At 66.3% G+C, this 17,819-nt stretch carries 17 protein-coding genes; 11 read left to right on the top strand and 6 right to left on the bottom strand.

The window, feature by feature from the left end; genetic code table 11:
• From VF662_RS02245 to VF662_RS02215, 7 genes are all read left to right on the top strand, one after another.
• Nucleotides 1–848 (top strand): aldehyde dehydrogenase family protein (locus tag VF662_RS02245; RefSeq protein WP_464137189.1); only part of this gene is annotated, 848 nt, incomplete at its 5' end.
• Nucleotides 849–860: 12 nt separating this feature from the next.
• Nucleotides 861–1,463 carry a glutathione transferase GstA gene (gstA, locus tag VF662_RS02240; protein WP_464137187.1) on the top strand — a complete coding sequence of 201 codons (603 nt, stop codon included), beginning with the start codon at nucleotides 861–863 and terminating at the stop codon, nucleotides 1,461–1,463.
• Nucleotides 1,464–1,472: 9 nt separating this feature from the next.
• Complete coding sequence (locus VF662_RS02235; protein ID WP_464137185.1) at nucleotides 1,473–2,615, top strand: acyl-CoA dehydrogenase family protein; 1,143 nt, start codon at nucleotides 1,473–1,475, stop codon at nucleotides 2,613–2,615.
• A 144-nt stretch (nucleotides 2,616–2,759) separates the two neighbouring features.
• A complete protein-coding gene (locus VF662_RS02230) occupies nucleotides 2,760–3,824 on the top strand; it encodes an enoyl-CoA hydratase/isomerase family protein (protein ID WP_464137183.1) in 1,065 nt (354 codons plus the stop codon).
• On the top strand, nucleotides 3,821–4,594 hold the full coding sequence (locus tag VF662_RS02225; protein WP_464137180.1) for an enoyl-CoA hydratase: 774 nt from the start codon (nucleotides 3,821–3,823) through the stop codon (nucleotides 4,592–4,594). The genes VF662_RS02230 and VF662_RS02225 overlap by 4 nt, the downstream gene beginning before the upstream one ends.
• A 139-nt stretch (nucleotides 4,595–4,733) precedes the next feature.
• Entirely contained in the window at nucleotides 4,734–5,648 is a 915-nt protein-coding gene (mmsB, locus tag VF662_RS02220; protein ID WP_464137177.1) for a 3-hydroxyisobutyrate dehydrogenase, read from the top strand.
• A gap of 75 nt (nucleotides 5,649–5,723) precedes the next feature.
• The gene (locus VF662_RS02215; protein ID WP_464137175.1) at nucleotides 5,724–7,844 is read left to right on the top strand and encodes a M13 family metallopeptidase; all 2,121 of its coding nucleotides are present in this window, start codon (nucleotides 5,724–5,726) and stop codon (nucleotides 7,842–7,844) included.
• Here the strand turns inward: VF662_RS02215 and glpK are convergent.
• Nucleotides 7,831–9,318 (bottom strand): glycerol kinase GlpK, encoded by a 1,488-nt coding sequence (gene glpK, locus VF662_RS02210; RefSeq protein WP_464137173.1) that lies wholly within the window; start codon nucleotides 9,316–9,318, stop codon nucleotides 7,831–7,833. The genes VF662_RS02215 and glpK overlap by 14 nt on opposite strands.
• Before the next feature lie 56 nt (nucleotides 9,319–9,374).
• Between glpK and glpD the strand changes: the two genes are divergently transcribed.
• Entirely contained in the window at nucleotides 9,375–10,517 is a 1,143-nt protein-coding gene (gene glpD, locus VF662_RS02205) for a glycerol-3-phosphate dehydrogenase (protein WP_464137170.1), read from the top strand.
• Here the strand turns inward: glpD and VF662_RS02200 are convergent.
• On the bottom strand, nucleotides 10,514–10,642 hold the full coding sequence (locus VF662_RS02200) for a hypothetical protein (RefSeq protein ID WP_464137169.1): 129 nt from the start codon (nucleotides 10,640–10,642) through the stop codon (nucleotides 10,514–10,516). The genes glpD and VF662_RS02200 overlap by 4 nt on opposite strands.
• Before the next feature lie 72 nt (nucleotides 10,643–10,714).
• Between VF662_RS02200 and VF662_RS02195 the strand changes: the two genes are divergently transcribed.
• Nucleotides 10,715–11,125: a hypothetical protein gene (locus VF662_RS02195; protein ID WP_464137167.1), complete on the top strand. Its 411-nt coding sequence runs from the start codon at nucleotides 10,715–10,717 to the stop codon at nucleotides 11,123–11,125.
• Nucleotides 11,125–11,610: a 5' nucleotidase, NT5C type gene (locus VF662_RS02190; RefSeq protein ID WP_464137164.1), complete on the top strand. Its 486-nt coding sequence runs from the start codon at nucleotides 11,125–11,127 to the stop codon at nucleotides 11,608–11,610. Before VF662_RS02195 ends, VF662_RS02190 begins: the two co-directional genes overlap by 1 nt.
• Here the strand turns inward: VF662_RS02190 and VF662_RS02185 are convergent.
• The 4 genes from VF662_RS02185 to VF662_RS02170 form a co-directional block, all read right to left on the bottom strand.
• Complete coding sequence (locus VF662_RS02185; protein WP_464137161.1) at nucleotides 11,577–13,211, bottom strand: FAD-dependent oxidoreductase; 1,635 nt, start codon at nucleotides 13,209–13,211, stop codon at nucleotides 11,577–11,579. The genes VF662_RS02190 and VF662_RS02185 overlap by 34 nt on opposite strands.
• Nucleotides 13,205–15,151: an asparagine synthase (glutamine-hydrolyzing) gene (gene asnB / locus VF662_RS02180; RefSeq protein ID WP_464137158.1), complete on the bottom strand. Its 1,947-nt coding sequence runs from the start codon at nucleotides 15,149–15,151 to the stop codon at nucleotides 13,205–13,207. The genes VF662_RS02185 and asnB overlap by 7 nt, the downstream gene beginning before the upstream one ends.
• A 94-nt stretch (nucleotides 15,152–15,245) precedes the next feature.
• Nucleotides 15,246–16,298, bottom strand: a complete 1,053-nt coding sequence (locus tag VF662_RS02175; RefSeq protein WP_464137156.1) for an SDR family oxidoreductase — start codon at nucleotides 16,296–16,298, stop codon at nucleotides 15,246–15,248.
• A gap of 64 nt (nucleotides 16,299–16,362) precedes the next feature.
• Nucleotides 16,363–17,253 carry an aldose 1-epimerase gene (locus tag VF662_RS02170; protein WP_464137154.1) on the bottom strand — a complete coding sequence of 297 codons (891 nt, stop codon included), beginning with the start codon at nucleotides 17,251–17,253 and terminating at the stop codon, nucleotides 16,363–16,365.
• A gap of 128 nt (nucleotides 17,254–17,381) precedes the next feature.
• On the opposite strand from VF662_RS02170, the gene VF662_RS02165 reads away from it, so the two are divergent.
• Nucleotides 17,382–17,699, top strand: a complete 318-nt coding sequence (locus tag VF662_RS02165; RefSeq protein ID WP_464137152.1) for a hypothetical protein — start codon at nucleotides 17,382–17,384, stop codon at nucleotides 17,697–17,699.
• Nucleotides 17,700–17,819 lie beyond the last annotated feature (120 nt).

Raw genomic sequence — 17,819 nt, 5'->3', positions numbered from 1 at the left:
TCAAGGCGGTGAGCTTCGTCGGCTCGTCCGACATCGCCCAATATATCTACAGCCGCGGCACCGCGAACGGGAAGCGGGTGCAGGCGTTCGGCGGCGCTAAGAACCACGGCATCGTGATGCCCGACGCCGATCTCGACATGGTGGTGAACGACCTCGCGGGGGCCGCCTTCGGCTCGGCCGGGGAACGCTGCATGGCGCTTCCGGTGGTGGTTCCGGTGGGCGAAAAGACCGCTGAAAACCTGCGCGAGAAGCTGATCCCGGCGATCAATGCGCTACGGGTCGGCGTCTCGACCGATGCCGAGGCGCATTACGGCCCGGTCGTCACCGCCGCGCACCGGGACCGGATCGAAAGCTACATCCAGATGTGCGTCGACGAGGGCGGCGAGCTCGTCATCGACGGCCGCGGCTTCAAGCTGCAGGGACATGAGGAGGGCTTCTTCATCGGCCCCACCTTCTTCGACCATGTGAAGCCGAATTTCCGCTCCTATCAGGAGGAGATTTTCGGGCCGGTGCTGCAGATGGTCCGCGCCGCCAGCTTCGAGGAAGCGGTCCGCCTCCCCTCCGAGCACCAGTACGGCAACGGCGTCGCGATCTTCACCCGCAACGGCCACGCAGCGCGCGAATTCGCCGCCCGCGTGAATGTCGGTATGGTCGGAGTCAACGTGCCGATCCCGGTGCCGGTCGCCTATCACACGTTCGGCGGGTGGAAGCGGTCGGGGTTTGGGGACATCAACCAGCATGGCATGGAAGGTGTCCGCTTCTACACCAAGACGAAGACGATCACCCAGCGCTGGCCGGACGGCTCCGTCACCGGCGAGAACGCCTTCGTCATCCCGACGATGGGCTGAGGAGGGAGAAGAATGAAACTCTACTACACGCCCGGCGCCTGCTCGATGGCTCCGCACATCGCGCTGCGGGAGACCGGCGCCGATGTGGATCTCGTGAAGGTGGACCTAGCCGCAAAGAAGACGGAAGACGGCCGCGACTATCGCGCGATCAACTCGAAGGGTGCTGTTCCGGCGCTGGAACTGGCGGACGGATCGGTGCTGACCGAGAATGCCGCTATCCTCCAATATATCGCCGATGAGCTTGGCGGCGACCTGATCCCGCTTTCGGGCCTCCGCCGCTACCGGGTGCTCGAATGGCTGAACTATATCGCCACCGAGCTGCATAAGGGCTTCGGTCCGCTCTGGAACCCGGCGAGTTCCGACGAGGTGAAGGAGGGCACGCGCAGCCTTCTCGGCACGAAGTTCGACTGGCTCCAGCAGCAGCTTGGCGACGGCCCATATTTGATGGGCGAGGACTTCACCATCGCCGATGCCTATGCCTTCGTGATCCTCAACTGGACGCGAATCCACCAGATCGACCTCTCGCGCTGGCCCGGCCTCACTGCCTTCGTTGGCCGTGTCGCGCAGCGTCCCTCGGCGCAGGCGGCGCTCCGGGCCGAGGGGCTGATCAGCTAAGGACCAGCAATGACCCAGTTCGACCTCACCGACGAGCAGCGCCAGATCCAGGAGATGGCGCAGCAATTCACGGCCGATGCGCTGACTCCTCACGCGGCCGAATGGGACGAGAAGCACATCTTCCCTCGCGATACGATCCGGCAGGCGGCGGAGCTCGGCTTCGGAGCGATCTACGTGTCGGAGGAGAGCGGCGGCATCGGCCTCGGACGCCTTGAATCCGCGCTGATCATGGAAGCGATGGCTTACGGCGATCCTTCCACCTCCGCCTTCATCTCGATCCACAACATGTCCGCTTGGATGATCGACCGCTTCGGCTCGGCGACCGTCAAGGAGAAGTACCTCCCCTCGATGGTGACGATGGAGCAGCTCGGAAGCTACTGCCTGACCGAGCCCGGCTCCGGCTCGGACGCGGCGGCGCTGAAGACTCGGGCGGCGAAGGACGGCGACTATTATGTCGTCTCCGGCTCCAAGGCCTTCATCTCGGGCGGCGGCGAGAACGAGATCTATGTGACGATGGTCCGCACCGGCGCCGAAGGGCCGAAGGGGATCAGCGCCCTCGTCATCGAAAAGGACATGCCGGGCGTCAGCTTCGGCGCTCAGGAGAAGAAGCTCGGCTGGCACTCGCAGCCGACCTGCCAGGTGAATTTCGACGATGTCCGGGTGCCCGCCGAGAACCTCGTCGGAGCGGAGGGCGAAGGCTTCCGGATCGCGATGATGGGCCTTGACGGCGGCCGGCTGAACATCGGCGCCTGCTCATTGGGCGGCGCCCAGAGGTGCCTCGACGAGGCGGTCCGCTATACCAAGGAGCGGAAGGCGTTCGGGCAGCAGGTGGCCGACTTCCAGGCGACGCAGTTCACGCTCGCCGACATGGAGACGGAGCTCCAGGCGGCGCGCTACCTCCTCTACGTGGCGGCGGCGAAAGTGACCGAGAACGCGCCCGACAAGACCCGGTTCGCGGCGATGGCGAAGCGGCTCGCGACGGACACCGGCTCGTCGGTGGTGGACCGGGCGCTGCAGCTCCACGGCGGCTACGGCTACCTTCAGGATTATCCGATCGAGCGCTTCTGGAGGGACCTCCGGGTCCACTCCATCCTCGAAGGAACCAATCAGATCATGCGCCATGTCGTCGCACGGGACATGCTCCGCCAGTGATCCTCGTCCGGACGGAAGAAGCCGTTCGCCCCGAGCGAAGTCGAGGGGCCCTGCCGAGCGCCGCCGAGGCTCCTGGCGTGCACCCGTCTCGGCTTTGCTCGACCGGGTGTCTCGACTTCGCTCGACACGAACGGGGCTGGTGAGGTGGCCACGGACGTTCTTGCCCACATTGAAGGAGAGGTCGGGCGCATCCGTCTCAACCGGCCGAAGGCGCTCAATGCGCTGACGCGGGACATGTGCTCGGCGATGACCGAGGCTTTGGTCGAATGGCGGGAGGATGCAGCGGTGCGCGCCGTCCTGATCGACCATCTCGAAGGCCGCGGCTTCTGCGCGGGCGGTGACGTGCGGATGCTTGCCGAGAGCGGCTCGAAGGACGGCGCCGAGGCGAGGGATTTCTTCTTTACGGAATACAGGCTCAACCACCTCATCTTCACCTACGTGAAAGCGACGGTGGCGTTCATGGACGGAATCACGATGGGCGGCGGCGTCGGCATCTCGCAGCCCTGCCGCTTCCGCATCGCGACCGAGAATACCCGCTTCGCAATGCCGGAGACGGCGATCGGCCTGTTCCCGGACGTCGGCGGCGGCTGGTATCTGTCGCGCCTGCCGGGGCGGGTCGGGCAGTTCCTGGCGCTGACAGGGGCGCGGCTCGATGGCGCCGAGTGCCATCATCTCGGCCTTGCGACGCATTATCTGCCGAGCTCGTCCCTCGAGGAGGTGAAGGCGCGCATCGCTCGGGAGCCCGAGCAGCTCGAGACGATCCTTCGGGATGCCTCCACCCAGCCCCCGCCGGCGCGGATCGCTGCGAACCTGGACGTGATCAACCGCACCTTCGCCTCGGACAAGCTGGAGGAGGTGATCGCCGCGCTGGAGGCCGAAGGCGGCGAGTGGGCCGAGAACGAGCTCTTCACGCTCCGCTGCAAGAGCCCGCAGGCCTGCAAGGTCTCGCTTCGATTGCTCTCGGACGGCGCGAAGATGCACGATTTCGCGGACGAGATGCGGCAGGAATATTCGGTGGCCGCGCACGTCGTCCAGCGGCACGACTTCGTCGAGGGCGTCCGATCGGTGCTGATCGACAAGGACAACCAGCCGCGTTGGGACCCGGACAAGCCGGAAAGCATCACGGACCACATGATCGACACGATTTTCGCGCCCATGCCCGCAGGTCAGGAATGGACGCCGCTTTCAACCGACGGGGCCAAGCAATGACGTATGAGAACATCCTGGTCGAACAGCGCGGGGCTGTGACTTTGATCACGCTCAACCGCCCGAAGGCGCTGAACGCGCTGAACACAGGTGTGCTGCGTGAACTGATCCACGCCTTCGCGGCCTATGATGCCGACGAGAGCCAGCGCTGCGCGGTGCTCACCGGAAGCGAGAAGGCATTTGCCGCGGGCGCGGACATCAAGGAGATGTCGGAGCAGGGTTTCGCGCAGATGTACGCGTCCAACTTCTTCCAGGGCTGGGAGAAGGTGACCGCGACTCGCAAACCCTGGATCGCGGCGGTGGCGGGCTATGCGCTCGGCGGCGGCTGCGAGGTGGCAATGATGGCGGACTTCATCATCGCCGGCGACAATGCCCAGTTCGGCCAGCCGGAGATCAAGCTTGGAGTGACGCCTGGAATGGGCGGATCTCAGCGGCTTACCCACGCGATCGGGAAGGCGAAATCGATGGAAATGTGCCTCACCGGCCGGATGATGGGGGCCGAGGAAGCGGAACGGGCCGGCTTGGTGGCTCGAGTGGTTCCGGCCGCAACCCTCCTCGAGGAAGCTCTGAAGACCGCCGAGCAGATCGCCGGAATGGCGCCGCTCGCGGCAATGGCGACCAAGGAGCAGGTCAATGCCGCCTATGAAATGACCCTCGCGCAAGGGATCAATTTCGAGCGGCGGCTCTTCCACGGGCTGTTCGGAACCGAGGACCAGAAGGAAGGCATGGCGGCCTTCGTGGACAAGCGTAAGCCGGACTGGAAGGGAAGATAGGCAAGACGCAGCCCCCTCCCCGTTCGGGCTGAGCTTGTCGAAGCCCTGCCCTTGATTTCTTCGGAGGCTGCGAGAAGGACAGCCCTTCGACAGGCTCAGGGCGAACGGAGTTTTCCAGACCCTCTTCGGAGTTCGTATCATGGCACGCGTAGGTTTTATCGGGCTCGGCAACATGGGCGGAGGGATGGCCGCGAACCTTGCGAAGGCGGGGCATGACGTCCGCGCTTTCGACCTTTCGGCCGAAGCGCTGGATCGGGCCGAAAAGAACGGCTGCAAGCGGGCCGGCTCGGCAGCGGAGGCCGTGACCGGTGCGGAGGCGGTGGTGACGATGCTGCCGGCCGGAAAACACGTCCGCGACGTCTACGAGACCAGCGTGATCGGCACCGCGCCCACGACGGCGATCCTGATGGACTGCTCCACCATCGATGTGGGCACCGCCCGCGAGGAGATCGCGAAGGCGCAGGCGCAGGGCTATGCCATGGTGGATGCCCCCGTCTCCGGCGGCATTGCGGCGGCGGAGGGCGGCACCCTCACCTTCATGGTCGGCGGTACGGAGGAGGCGTTCGGGCGAGCGCGCGACTATCTCGACCTGATGGGCAAGGCGGTGATCCATGCCGGGGCTCCCGGCGCGGGCCAGGCTGCCAAGATCTGCAACAACATGCTGCTCGGCGCGTCGATGATCGCGACATGCGAGACGTTCGTGCTCGCGCAGAAGCTCGGCCTCGATCCGCAGACCTTCTTCGACATTTCGAGCCAGGCGTCCGGCCAATGCTGGTCGATGACGAGCTACTGCCCCGTCCCCGGGGTCGGGCCGACGACGCCCGCCGACCGGGGCTATGAAGGCGGCTTCGCGGCGGCGCTGATGCTGAAGGACCTGCGGCTCGCGATGGAGGCGGCGCAAAGCGTCGACAGCTACACGCCGATGGGTGCGCATGCCGAGGAGCTCTATACCCGCTTCGCGGAGAAGCTCGGGGGCGCCGGGAAGGATTTCTCGGGCATCATCAAGATGATCGACGACAGCTGGACTGCTCCCGACGATCCCGAGAAAGCTTGATTTCCGTAGCGAAATCCGATATTTAATCCTTATCGGCACCAATCTGCGGTGCGTCCCCCAACATTGAGGTCGTTGATGAAATCGCTCCGCCTGACCGCGTCCGTTGTTGCGCTCGCCTTTGCCGCACCCGCCATCGCCACGGACAGCCATGACTGCCTCGACGAGGCATGCTCGATGCTGTCGCTGTTCGCACCGCAGGCGCAGTCTCAGGCGGGCGGCTCGGCGGCGGTCGCAGCGGCACGCATGGGCAGCTGGGGCATCGACACGGCCGGCATGGACAAGAGCGTCAAGCCGGGCGACGACTTCTTCGGCTACGTCAACGGCAACTGGGCGCGCACCACCCAGATTCCCGCCGACCGCTCCTCCTATGGCGGGTTCGCCGTGCTCCGCGACCTCTCCGAGGCGCGCCTCCGCACGCTGGTCGAGGGATACAAACTCGGCAACCCTGCCAAGGACGGCGACCTGGCCAAGGTTGCGGCGCTCTACCGCGCGTTCATGGACGAAGCGACGGTGGAGAAGCTTGACGCAAAGCCGCTCCAGCCGAAGCTTGCCGCGATCCGCGCCGCCAGGAGCAAGGACGACATGGCCCGCCTCATGGGCCAGTCGATGGGCAGCTTCGGAAGCAGCTTCTTCGGCGCGGGCGTGAGCGATGATCCGAAGAACCCGGATTTCTACGCGCTCAGCCTTCGCCAGTCCGGCCTCGGCCTCGGCGACCGTGAGCTTTATCTCGACGCCAAGTTCGCGCCGCAGAAGGCGCGCTACCGGCAATATGTCGCGCAGATGCTCGGCCTCGCCGGCTGGGCCAATGCCGAGAAGGCGGCAGCCGACATCGTCGCGCTGGAGACCAGCATCGCGCAGGCGCACTGGACCCGCGCCGAGAGCCGCAATCGCGACAAGACCTACAACCTCATGACGCAGGCCGAGCTCCAGCAGGCTGCTCCGGGTTTCGCCTGGGCGACCTTCTTCAAGGCCGCCGGCGTCGACAAGGCCGAAAAGGCGATCGTCGCCCAGAACACCGCCTTCCCGAAGCTCGCCCAGATCTTCGCGACGGCCGACCTCGAGACGCTGAAGGCTTGGCAGGCATTCCACACCGTCGACGATGCCGCGCCGCTGCTTTCGAAGCGCTTCGTCGATGCCAATTTCGAGTTCCGCTCGAAGTTCATGAACGGCCAGCCGCAGCAGCGCGAGCGGTGGAAGCGCGGCATCGCAGTCTCCGAGAACGCGATGGGCGAGGCGATCGGCCGCGACTATGCCGCCCTCTATTATCCGGCCGAATCCAAGGCCGCGATGGAGAGCCTCGTCGCCAACCTTCGCACCGCGATGCGGAAGCGCATCGAGGGCCTGGAGTGGATGGGCGCCGATACCAAGGTGCAGGCGCTCCAGAAGCTCGCCAACTTCAACGTGAAGGTCGGCGCTCCCCAAAAGTGGCGCGACTATTCGGCGCTTGAGATCCGCAACGGCGACCTGTTCGGCAACGTCGAGCGCGCCGGCCGGTTCGAGTGGGATTTCCGCCGCAACCGCATGGGCCAGAAGGTGGATGAAGCCGAGTGGGGCATGACCCCGCAGACGGTGAACGCCTATTATTCGCCGGTGAAGAACGAGATCGTCTTCCCCGCCGCCATCCTGCAGCCGCCCTTCTTCGATCCCAAGGCGGATCCGGCGGTCAATTACGGCGCGATCGGCGGCGTGATCGGTCACGAGATCAGCCACGGCTTCGACGATCAGGGCCGGAAGTCAGACGGCAACGGCGTCCTGCGCGACTGGTGGACGGCCGAGGATGCGGCCAAGTTCGAGGCCCAGGCGGCGAAGCTCGGGGCGCAGTATGAATCCTATCAGTTCCCGACGCTGCCCGGCATCAAGATCAACGGCAAAGCCTCGATGGGGGAGAATATCGGCGATCTCGGCGGCATCCTCCTGGGCCTGGAAGCCTATCGCAACTCACTCGGCGGCAAGCCGGCGCCGGTGATCGACGGCTTCACCGGCGACCAGCGCGTGTTCCTCGGCTGGGGGCAGGTTTGGCGGACTTTGTTCCGCGATCAGGCGCTTCGCCAGCAGCTGGTCGGCGATCCGCACTCGCCGGGCATGATCCGGGCCTTTGCGCCGCTGCGGAACGTCGATGCCTGGTACGAAGCGTTCAACGTGCAGCCCGGCGACAGGCATTATGTGAAGCCGGAAGACCGCGTCAGGATCTGGTAAGCCGGGCGCTCGAGAGCACCGCGCCGACCGCCTCCCGCCAGCCGGCGAGGCGGAGGGCGCGGTGCTCTTCGTCCATGCGCGGCTGGAATTGCCGGACCTCTCCGCGGAGTGCGGACGCGTCGTCCAGCGACCCGAACATGCCGCAGCCGAGGCCGGCAAGCATGGCCGCACCCAGCGCAGTGGTTTCGACGAAGTAAGGGCGTTCGACGCTGAGGCCGGTCACGTCCGCCACGTCCTGCGCGATCCAGTCGTTCACGACCATCCCCCCGTCGATCTTGAGGCGCTCCCAGGCGGCTCCGTCGGAAGCGAAGGCCGTCATGAGGTCGTGCGTCTGGTGCGCCATGGCCTCCAGCGCGGCGCGGACGATATGAGCGCGGCCGGTGGAGAAGCTGAGGCCGGTCATGGCGGCACGGGCGGAGGGCTGCCAATAAGGCGCGCCGAGGCCGGATAGCGCCGGCACGATGTAGACGCCCCCGCTGTCCGGGACCGAGCGCGCGAGCGTTTCCGTCTCTTCGGCGGTGCGGATGAGGCCGAGTTCGTCGCGGAGCCATTTCACCAGGCTTCCTGCGACGAACACCGAGCCTTCGAGCGCGTAGGTGCGCACGCCCGAAAGCTGCCATGCGATCGTCGAGAGGAGGCGGTGCTGCGACCTCGGCTGCTGCTGCCCGGTATTGGCGAGGATGAAAGCGCCGGTGCCGTAGGTCGCCTTGGTGTCGCCGGGCGCAAGGCAGGCCTGGCCGATCGAAGCGGCCTGCTGGTCGCCTGCCATTCCGGTGATCGGAAGGGCGCGGCCGAAAAGCTCGGGCAGGGTGGTGCCGATCTCGTCCGCGCAATCGACGATCCGCGGCAGCGCCTCAAGGGGCACGCCCCACAGGTCGAGCAGCCCCGGGTCCCAGCAGCCCGTGCCGATGTCCATCAGCCCCGTCCGCGAGGCATTGGTGGCATCGGTGACGTGGAGGCCGCCGGTGAGGCGATAGACGAGCCAGGATTCGACGGTGCCGACCATCAGATCCTCGCCCGCCTCCGCGACTTCGGGCCAATGTTCGAGCGCCCACGCGATCTTGGAGGCGCTGAAATAGGGGTCCAGCAGGAGCCCGGTCCGTGCCTGCACCTCGGGCTCGTGCCCTTGCTCCTTGAGCCGCCGGCAGAGGTCGGCGGTGCGCCGGTCCTGCCAGACGATGGCGGGTGCCAGCGCCCTCCCGGTCCGCCGCGACCAGAAGAGGACCGTCTCCCGCTGGTTGGTGATGCCGATCGCTGCGATGCAATCCGCGCCCCCCGCCTGCTCCACCATCGCCCGCGCGCAGGCGAGGCTGAGGGCCCAGATCTCCTCCGGATCCTGCTCCACCCATCCGGGGCGCGGATAATGCTGGGTGAACTCGCGCTGCTCCGAGCCGAAGCAGGCTCCGCCGCGGTCGAACAGCATCGCTCGGGTGCTGGTCGTGCCTTCGTCGATCACCAGCAGCCTGTCGCCCACCTGAAGCACCCTCTGATCGACTATCCGGAACGTGCAGGCTACCAGAGCGGGCGGCGATGGAAAGCTTCGACCTCCTCATCATCGGCGGCGGCATCAACGGCGCGGCGATCGCGCGGGATGCGGCCGGTCGCGGGCTGAAGGTGCTGCTGGTCGAAAGGGACGAGCTTGCCGCCCATACCAGCTCGGCCTCGTCGAAGCTGATCCATGGTGGCCTTCGTTACCTGGAATATGGCGAGTTCCGGCTGGTGCGCGAAGCGCTGAAGGAGCGGGAGATTTTGCTTCGGGCGGCGCCGCATATCGTGAACCCGCTGCGCTTCGTTTTGCCGCACGGGCTCGGCATGCGGCCCTGGTGGATGCTTCGGGCGGGGCTGAAGCTCTACGATCTGCTTGCGCTCGGCGGCAGCCTTCCCCGCTCTGCGGTGACGGTCGAGCCGCCGCTGCGCGAGCCGCTGAAGGAGGAGACGGCGCGGCGGCTGGCGACATATTGGGATGCGCGGGTGGACGATGCCCGCCTCGTCAGGCTCAACGCGCTCGATGCCGCGCAGCGTGGCGCGGAAATCGCCACCCGCACGGAATTCCTCTCGGCACGTCGGCGGGGAGAGGTGTGGGAAGCTCAGCTTTCAGGCAGTCGCCACGTAGGCGCCGGCGCCATCATCAACGCCGCCGGCCCCTGGGTGGCCGATGTGCTGAGGCAGAGGCTGCGCGAGGAGAGCCGAAGCCGGGTGCGGCTCATCAAGGGCAGCCATATCGTCTTGCCGCGCCTCTATGAGGGCGACCACGCTTATATCCTGCAGCAGCCCGACGGCCGCGTCGTCTTTGCAATTCCGTGGGAAGAGGCGAGCCTCGTCGGCACGACGGACGTGCCTGTCGATGCGCCCGAAGAAGCCGTCATCAGCGCCGAGGAGAAGGACTACCTCCTTGCCGCGGTGAACCGCTACTTCAGGCGTCAAACCGCGTCTTCCGACATCATCTCCAGCTACTCGGGCGTCCGAGCGCTCCACGACGACGGCGCCGGCGATGCGAAGGCGGTGACCCGCGACTATCATCTCGAGCTGGAGGATGCTGCGGGGCCGAAGCTGCTTTCAATTTTCGGCGGAAAGATCACGATCGCGCGAGCGCTCGCGGAAGAAGCGCTGGCGCTGCTCGGTATCGAAGAGGGCAAGTGGACCGCGTCCACCCCGTTTCCCTCCGGAACTTAAGGCCCCTCGTGTAGCGGGTCGGTGCCGTGCTCGGGCACCTCGTCCATTTCCTTCCGGTTCTCCTCGCCGTGACGCTTCGCTTCGGCATCGTCATGCGGAACGTGATCGTCCTTTTTCTCGTCCATCTGCCTCTCCTCTTCTGCCGAATCAACGCCATCAGCGGGGAACGGCTCCGCCGGAACGCGGTTGAAAGCGGCATGGCACTCAACGCTCAGCAGGCGCACCAGCAGGCGAAGCCAGGCGATGCCGTCATCGGCTGGAAGCTCGACCGCGAGCAGCGCAAGGAATTGCTGCTCCAGTTCCCGACGCGCTATTCGGAAGTTGTGGCGGACCATGTGACGCTGGCCGCCCGCGTCGACCGAAACTCCGGTCTCCCCTCCGAGACGCTCGGAGAGATCGTAGGCCAGGCAGACGATGGAAGGGGCGTGCAGGCGCTGGTCGTCAGCATCGCGGGCACCACCGACCGGCCGGACGGAAGCACCTATCACATCACCTGGTCGCTCGCGAAAGGACGACGGGCGAAGGAAAGCAACGACGTGATCCGCGACCATGGCTGGCAGCCGATCGAGCTTCCCGTGCCGGTGATGCTTCAGCCCGCGCGCTTCTAATGCGGCAGCTCTATCTCGACTGCGACGGCGTCCTCGCCGATTTCGACAAGGGCGCGACCGCGATCCTCGGCGCCTCCCCGAAGCGCTTTGAGGAACGGCACGGGCTCGGCCGCTTCTGGCAGAAGCTTGCGAGCGCTCCCGATTTCTATTTCAGCCTGCCGCTGATGCCCGATGCGATGCGGCTGTTCGACGCGGTGAAGCATCTGGGTCCGATCATCCTCACCGGCCTTCCGCGCGGCAATTGGGCGGCCGACCAGAAGATGCGCTGGGCCGAGAAGCATTTCCCCGGCGTCCGGATGATCACCTGCATGGCCCGCGACAAGCGCAATCACGCCAAGGATGGCGACGTGCTGGTCGACGACAATTCGAAGTTCCGGCACCTGTGGGAACAGGCCGGCGGCATCTTCGTGCACCACAAGAGTGCCGCTCAGTCGATCGAAGAGCTACGCGCCTATTTCGACATCAAGGAGACGGCACCGGGCTGAGCCGCAAGGCGGCCGGCGAGATGGTCGGCAAGGCGTAAAGACAGGGCGAGGATCGTCAGCGTCGGATTAGCCCAGCCGCTGGTGGTGAACACCGAGCCGCCGGCGACGTAGAGATTCTCGTAGCCGTGAACCTTGGAATCGGCGTCCACCACACCCTGCGCGGGATCGGTGCTCATCCGGGTGCCGCCCACATGATGGTAATTGCCGATCGGATGGTTGCCGATGGTGGGATCGACCGGCCATTGCGGCCCCGGCTCGTCCAGCCAGGCGCTGGGCGTCAGCGAGCCCAATTCGAGCCGGCGAAGCTCGGCATCGAAGGTTTCCGCCATCACCCTGGCCGTACGCTTGTCGATCTCGGTGAGCTGCCAGTCGAGATCGGCCCGCGGCACTCCGAGCGCGTCGCGCTCGCCGGAGAGCAGCACCCGGCTGTCGGGGTTCGGCGCCTGCTCGCCCCGCGTCATCAAATAAAGCTGCATGATGCCGGCACGCACCCGCGCGCGCTCGATCGTCTGCCGCACCTCGCGGTGGATCCAGGCACGGATCGCGCGATAGGCGTGGTCGAGCGCCCGCCCACGGCGGTTGGGCGAAATCGAGTGTTTGAGATTGTGGTAGATCTTGTTGCCGAGCGCGACTCCGCGTTCCGGATCGCGCTGCAGTTTCACCGTGCCGATGCTGTTCAGCACCTGCCGCTCGCGCTGCGTCTCATCGCCTATCCGGATCGCGGGCGCGAGCGGCGGCCCCGACTTCATGAAGCGCTTCTGGAAGGCAAGCCAGAGCGCGAACGGGTCGTCGGTGTGGATCCGGCCGATGCGACCCGAGGGATGCTCCATGAAATAGCGGCCGACCTGGTCGCGGCGGTTCCCGATCCCAGTCGTTTCAACGTCGTTCGAGGCGAGCAGCAGCCGGGAATTCTCGATTGCCCCGCACGCGACGATGAACTGGCGGGCGCGCACCTGCCGGCCTGTGCCGCCGATCGGCCGCACCTCGACATGCTCGACCGAGCGGGCATTTTCGGCAGCCTTGATGTTGACCGCGTTGGCGTGGAGCAGGACTCGCACGTTGGGCGCATCGATCAGGTCGCGCTGGCACTTCGCCGTGAACCGCTCGGTGGACTCGTCGAACCGCCACAGCACATGGTCGATCCGCGCGGGATCGAAGTCGGGCGAGGCAAGGCCGAGTTCCTCCCAGATATCCTCTTCGTAGTTGAAGCGGCCGAGCTCCAGCTGGTCGTGCGCCTCCCGGTAATAAGGATCGAGGTCGGAGCGGCGGATTGGCCAGCCGCTGTGCGGGACCCACTCGCGCGGCTCGAAATCGATCGGATCGAGCAAGGCGCAGCGCCCGCCCCAGATCGACACGGTGCCGCCGAAAAAGCGCAGCCGCGACTGATCGAGGTCGTAATATGGCATGCCGACATTGGCGCCGCGATAGAGGTCCTGGGTCTCCTGCTCGAAATCGAGCCCGCCGCTTTCCAGCAGCGTGACCGTGTGACCGCGCTGCCATAGACGGCGCGCGAGGGTGATGCCCGCGGCGCCGGCGCCGATGATGCAGACGTCGCTCATCGCGTCGGCCGCTTCGGGATTTTTCCTGAGATCGATCAGCATGCTGCAACGGCCTCGGCGGCGGGGCTGCCCTGCCCTCCCCCCTGGACGATCGCCTGCTGCCACCAGCAGCTGAACATCGCGATCGCATAGAGGATGCGGCCGTGGTTTGCGACGCCGGCGCGATGCTCCTGGAACAGCTGCTCGACCGCTTCGGGCCGCAAATGGCCGCTGCGGACCGCGCCGCTGTCGTTCCACGCCTGGCGGGCGAAGTCGCTGAAGTCGCCGCGAAACCATTCCGCGAAGGGCAGCTGGAAGCCGAGCTTCCGCTTGCCGAGCGCGTTCGGCGGAAGCCAGGGCTCCACCGCCTTTCGGAGCGCGTATTTGCCGGTCTTCCCGCGCAGCTTCATCTCCGTGGGCATGGTGAGGCTCCAGTCGACGAAGCCGTGCGACAGGAAGGGCACGCGCGCCTCGAGGGAATGCGCCATGCTCCCGCGGTCGAGCCGGTTCAGCAGCGAGCCCGGCATGTGGACGCTGATGTCGGCGAGCATGAATTGCTGCAACGGATCGAGCCGGCGCGCCTCCGCGCTGTCGAAATATTCCCGCTCCAGCGCTGCGAAGGCGTCCGGCCCCTCCTGGCGGGCAAGGAAGCCGGGCTCGTAGAGCCGCGCTCGCACCGCGGGCGACGAGATCTGCGTGCCGGCGAAGAAGCGCTGGAAGCTGCTCTCCAGCATCGCGGAATCGCGGAAGCGGCGCGCATTCTGGCGAAGATAATTCCAGCGCGGCGACGAACCCTTGGGAAGCGCGTCGACAAGCCCGGCCACCGGCCCGAGCGCCCGAAGCAGCGGCCGCCAGCGCGCCGCGGCAAGCGCCGTCCGCTGGCGCTTGTAGCCGGCAAACAATTCGTCCGATCCCTCGCCGCAGAGCACCACCTTCACATGCTGGGCCGCAACCCGCGAGAGATGCCAGATCGGCACCGCCGCCGTCGCTGCGCAGGGCTCGTCGAATGCCGCCTGCACCGCCGGAAGCAGGTCGCCTGCCGCGACTGGCTCCAGCGGGAGCACGATATGCTCGCAGCCGAGATGCTTCGCGATCCGCGCCGCCGCGTCGGTCTCATCAATCGAGGTGCCGGGAAATCCGACCGTGAACGCCTTCACCGGCCGCGAGGATACGCGCGTCATCGCAGCCGCGATCGCGCTCGAATCGACGCCGCCCGACAGGAACGCCCCGACCGTGACGTCGGCGAGCATATGCTGCTCGACCGTGCGCTGCACCCGCGCCCGGGTCTCATCGATCCACTCGGGCTCCGACATGTCGTGCCGCACCTGGAAGCGCGGCTGCCAGAATTGCCGTACGGCCGCCTCCCCCTCTGGTCCGATACGGAGCAAATGGCCGGGCTCGAGGCTGTGCACCTGCCGGTAGATCGAGCGCGGCCGCTGAATGTGGCCGAAGCTGAAGAAGTCGTGCACTCCCCGCTCGTCGATGTCGAAACGATGGTCGGGCAGAACGCGCAGCGCCCGGATCTCGGACGCAAAGGCGATGCCGCCATTCTGCTCGGTGAGGTAGAGCGGCTTGATCCCGAGCGGATCGCGGGCGAGCGTCAGGCTCCGGTCGGCCCGGTCCCAGATCGCAGCCGCATACATGCCTTCGAGCCGAAGCCAGGCATCGTCCCCCCAGCGGACGAAGCTCTGGAGGAGCGTCTCCGTATCGCTGTGCGTGTGGAAGCGGACGCCCTCTGCCTCAAGTTCGCGGCGGAGCTCGGGATGGTTGTAGATCTCGCCGTTGAACACGATCGAATAGCGGCCGTCCGGCGTCTCGATCGGTTGGTGGCCGCCCGCAATGTCGATGATGCTGAGCCGGCGCATGCCGAAGCCGAAATCGCCCTCGACGAGGATGCCGCTGTCGTCAGGCCCGCGATGGACGATGCGGTCGCACTGCCCGGCGACATGCTCCGGCGAGACGGGACGCCCTCCCCGCCTGTACCATCCAGCGATGCCGCACATAGGATCGACCCAGCCAAAGCACGCGACGATTTCGCGCGCGCCTTGCCTAAGGGCATCGCCGCAGCGACTCCAGCAGCAATTGGTGCGGCGCGGCCTAGGAGGGGTGAGCCTCCACCTCCTCGGCCGTCGAGACTTCGCCGGCTACGCTGCGACCGCGGCCCCAGAGGAACAACCCCACGCCCGCCGCTGCCGCGCCGGCGGCGGTGAGGGTGATCGCCGGATGGCGCGCGGCCTTGGTGTAGAGGCTTGGGCGGATGACGCTGCCCTGGTGGTCGCCGCGCACCCGCGCTTCCGACTGGCCCCTGTGGAGGTTGTCGGTCTTCGTCGCCTGCTCGGTGCCGAACTGCGCCGGCACGAGGAATTTGGCGCTGATCCAGTCGAGCAGGCGGGGCGCGACGCTGCCGAGCATGCTCATCGTCCGAGCGCCGCTGCCGATGAAGGCGTCGCGGACGGGCGTCTCGGCCACGTGCAGGATCGTCCTGGCGACCTCCTCCGGTGCGTAGACGGGCGGCGGGAAATTGGGCTCCTGATCGTGATAATTCTTCACATGCTGCGGCATCGGAGTGCCGATCGAAGCGGGTTTGATGAGCGTCACCGAGATCGGCGCGCCCTCATATTCCAGCTCCATCCGGAGCGCGTCGGTGAAGCCCTTCATGGCGTGCTTGCTCGCCGAATAGATGCCCTGCACGGGCAGCGCACGGTCCGAGGTGAGGCTTCCGACATTGACGATCGCGCCGCCGTTTGCCCGAAGGTGCGCGGCGGCGATCTGCGAGCCGTAGACGACGCCCCAGAAGTTGGTTTCGAACAGCCGGCGCATATCTTCTTCGCTGACCTCGTCGATCAGGCCCCAGATGCCGACGCCGGCATTGTTCACCCAGGTATCGATGCGGCCGAAGCGGTCGAGCGCGGTGGCGGCGACGCGCTCGAGATCCTCGCGCTTTGTCACGTCCGCCTCGATGAACACGGCCTCGCCGCCCGCCTGCTTGATCTCGTCAACGGCCTGCGCGAGCGCTTCGCGGGTGCGGGCGCTCAGCACCACCTTCGCTCCCCGCTCGGCAGCGAGCTTCGCTGTGGCGAGGCCGATGCCGCTTGAGGCTCCGGTGATGACGATGACTTGCTCGGTTACGGGCTTCAGCTTGACGGCCATTTCGCTCTCCGGTGACGGCGTTTGCCCGCCCTAACGAACGAAAGCTTCTGTCGTTCGATCGAAATCAGACGGGGTGAACGCCGATCCGCGCGCTGAGCGACATCTCCTCGCCCGGCTCCAGCACCCTGAGGCCGAGTTCCCCCCACCTCTCCTCAGACTCGTTCAGCGCCGCATTGGCGTGCGACACCGGCTCCGCAACCACTATCCCGCCCGATGCAGGCGAATAGACCTGGAAGAAGCGCGCGTCGGGCGACGTTATCTCGATCCGGAACGGGAGCCCCGGAGTCTCCAGCCGCGCAATGCCGCTCCAGCCGCCGAAGCCGTTGTCCAGATCCTGCCCGCAGATCAGCCGGTCGGCGAGGTCGTAGCGGCCGGTTGCCGGCACCTTGTCGACCGGGAGCACTTTCTCGTCGATCGTCCAGGCGTCGGTCACTTCCGTATCGAGCCGCGTCTCGGCCGTGCAATGGAAATAGGGATGCTGGCCGAGCCCGCAGGGCATCGGCTCCTCTGAGAGATTGCGGCAGCTGAGGCGGAGCGAAAGACCACGTTCGTCCAGCTCGAAAAGCTGCCGCGCCTCGTATCGCCAAGGCCATTCGCCGGGCTCGTGGCGATAGACCAGTTCGGCGGTCGACTCGGCGGCCGAAACGACTTCCCAGGGCGCCAACCAGCCATCGCCGTGCAGGGGACTCGCGTCCGATTCCATATTTCGAGCGATTGTGACCTCGCGGCCACGGAAGCTGAAGCGGCCTTCGCGGATACGGTTGCTGTAGGGAATGAGGGGGAAGTTGCCCGCCTCCAGCGGCGAGCTTAGCTCTCCCTCCGGACCCCGCAGAACCGGCACGCGCCCATTTTCCGTTACGTAATCGAGCCGCGCGATGCTCGCGCCCACGGCCGGGGCCACCACCAGCTCCAGCGCTCCGGCGCTCAGCTTCAGCAATTTCGATACGGTCGTCATTTCCCAGCTTCCCCAAAGCGATGTTCAGCGAGGCGAAACCTCATTGTGGATAAATGTAGATTAGTCGTTGCGTCGGGATTCCTGCGCATTGTATTAAGCCCTCGGGGTGCCCGGGGGAGGGGTAAGTGATGAGTAGACTGGTCAAGGACTTCATCCACATCAAGGATCACACGTCGCTGGACGCGCTGATCGAGAATCTGGTTGCGGCGCGGGAAAGCCTTCCGGAAGGTTCCGGGGCAGAAGTGAAGATGCGGGGCGACGACGTGTTCGGACGCCAGATCTGCATTTCCTATTTCCGGGCGCAGACGGCCGAGGAAGCCGAATGCGACGCGCGTTACGCCAACGCCTACAAGGAATCGCGCCAGCGCGAGCTCGATCGGCTCCAGGCGGAGCTTGGCGTCTCCAGCGGCGCGGGCCGTTCGCGTCGCTTGCGGGTGGCCGGCTGATTTCATCCTGCTAGAGGACGGGAGCTTCCGCGGAGCCTACCACTCCGCGAAGCTCCCGTCTTTTTGCCGCCAGATCGGATTGCGCCAGCGGTGGCCTTCCTTGGCCACTTCGCGGACCGC

The sequence above is a fragment of the Allosphingosinicella sp. genome (assembly GCF_036387215.1).
In the GTDB taxonomy this organism is placed as follows: Bacteria; Pseudomonadota; Alphaproteobacteria; order Sphingomonadales; family Sphingomonadaceae; genus Allosphingosinicella.
Note: the sequence above shows the minus strand (reverse complement) of the source record. Positions and strands in the feature narration are given on the sequence as shown.

Bases quoted from the DNA above. Each gene is read 5' to 3' on its own strand.
- VF662_RS02190 (WP_464137164.1), top strand. From the start codon at position 11,125: ATGCGGCAGCTCTATCTCGACTGCGACGGCGTCCTCGCCGATTTCGAC.
- glpD (WP_464137170.1), top strand. From the start codon at position 9,375: ATGGAAAGCTTCGACCTCCTCATCATCGGCGGCGGCATCAACGGCGCG.
- VF662_RS02195 (WP_464137167.1), top strand. From the start codon at position 10,715: ATGGCACTCAACGCTCAGCAGGCGCACCAGCAGGCGAAGCCAGGCGAT.
- asnB (WP_464137158.1), bottom strand. From the start codon at position 15,151: ATGTGCGGCATCGCTGGATGGTACAGGCGGGGAGGGCGTCCCGTCTCG.
- VF662_RS02225 (WP_464137180.1), top strand. From the start codon at position 3,821: ATGACGTATGAGAACATCCTGGTCGAACAGCGCGGGGCTGTGACTTTG.
- VF662_RS02235 (WP_464137185.1), top strand. From the start codon at position 1,473: ATGACCCAGTTCGACCTCACCGACGAGCAGCGCCAGATCCAGGAGATG.
- VF662_RS02170 (WP_464137154.1), bottom strand. From the start codon at position 17,253: ATGACGACCGTATCGAAATTGCTGAAGCTGAGCGCCGGAGCGCTGGAG.
- mmsB (WP_464137177.1), top strand. From the start codon at position 4,734: ATGGCACGCGTAGGTTTTATCGGGCTCGGCAACATGGGCGGAGGGATG.
- VF662_RS02165 (WP_464137152.1), top strand. From the start codon at position 17,382: ATGAGTAGACTGGTCAAGGACTTCATCCACATCAAGGATCACACGTCG.
- VF662_RS02200 (WP_464137169.1), bottom strand. From the start codon at position 10,642: ATGGACGAGAAAAAGGACGATCACGTTCCGCATGACGATGCCGAAGCG.
- VF662_RS02215 (WP_464137175.1), top strand. From the start codon at position 5,724: ATGAAATCGCTCCGCCTGACCGCGTCCGTTGTTGCGCTCGCCTTTGCC.
- gstA (WP_464137187.1), top strand. From the start codon at position 861: ATGAAACTCTACTACACGCCCGGCGCCTGCTCGATGGCTCCGCACATC.
- VF662_RS02185 (WP_464137161.1), bottom strand. From the start codon at position 13,211: ATGCTGATCGATCTCAGGAAAAATCCCGAAGCGGCCGACGCGATGAGC.
- VF662_RS02175 (WP_464137156.1), bottom strand. From the start codon at position 16,298: ATGGCCGTCAAGCTGAAGCCCGTAACCGAGCAAGTCATCGTCATCACC.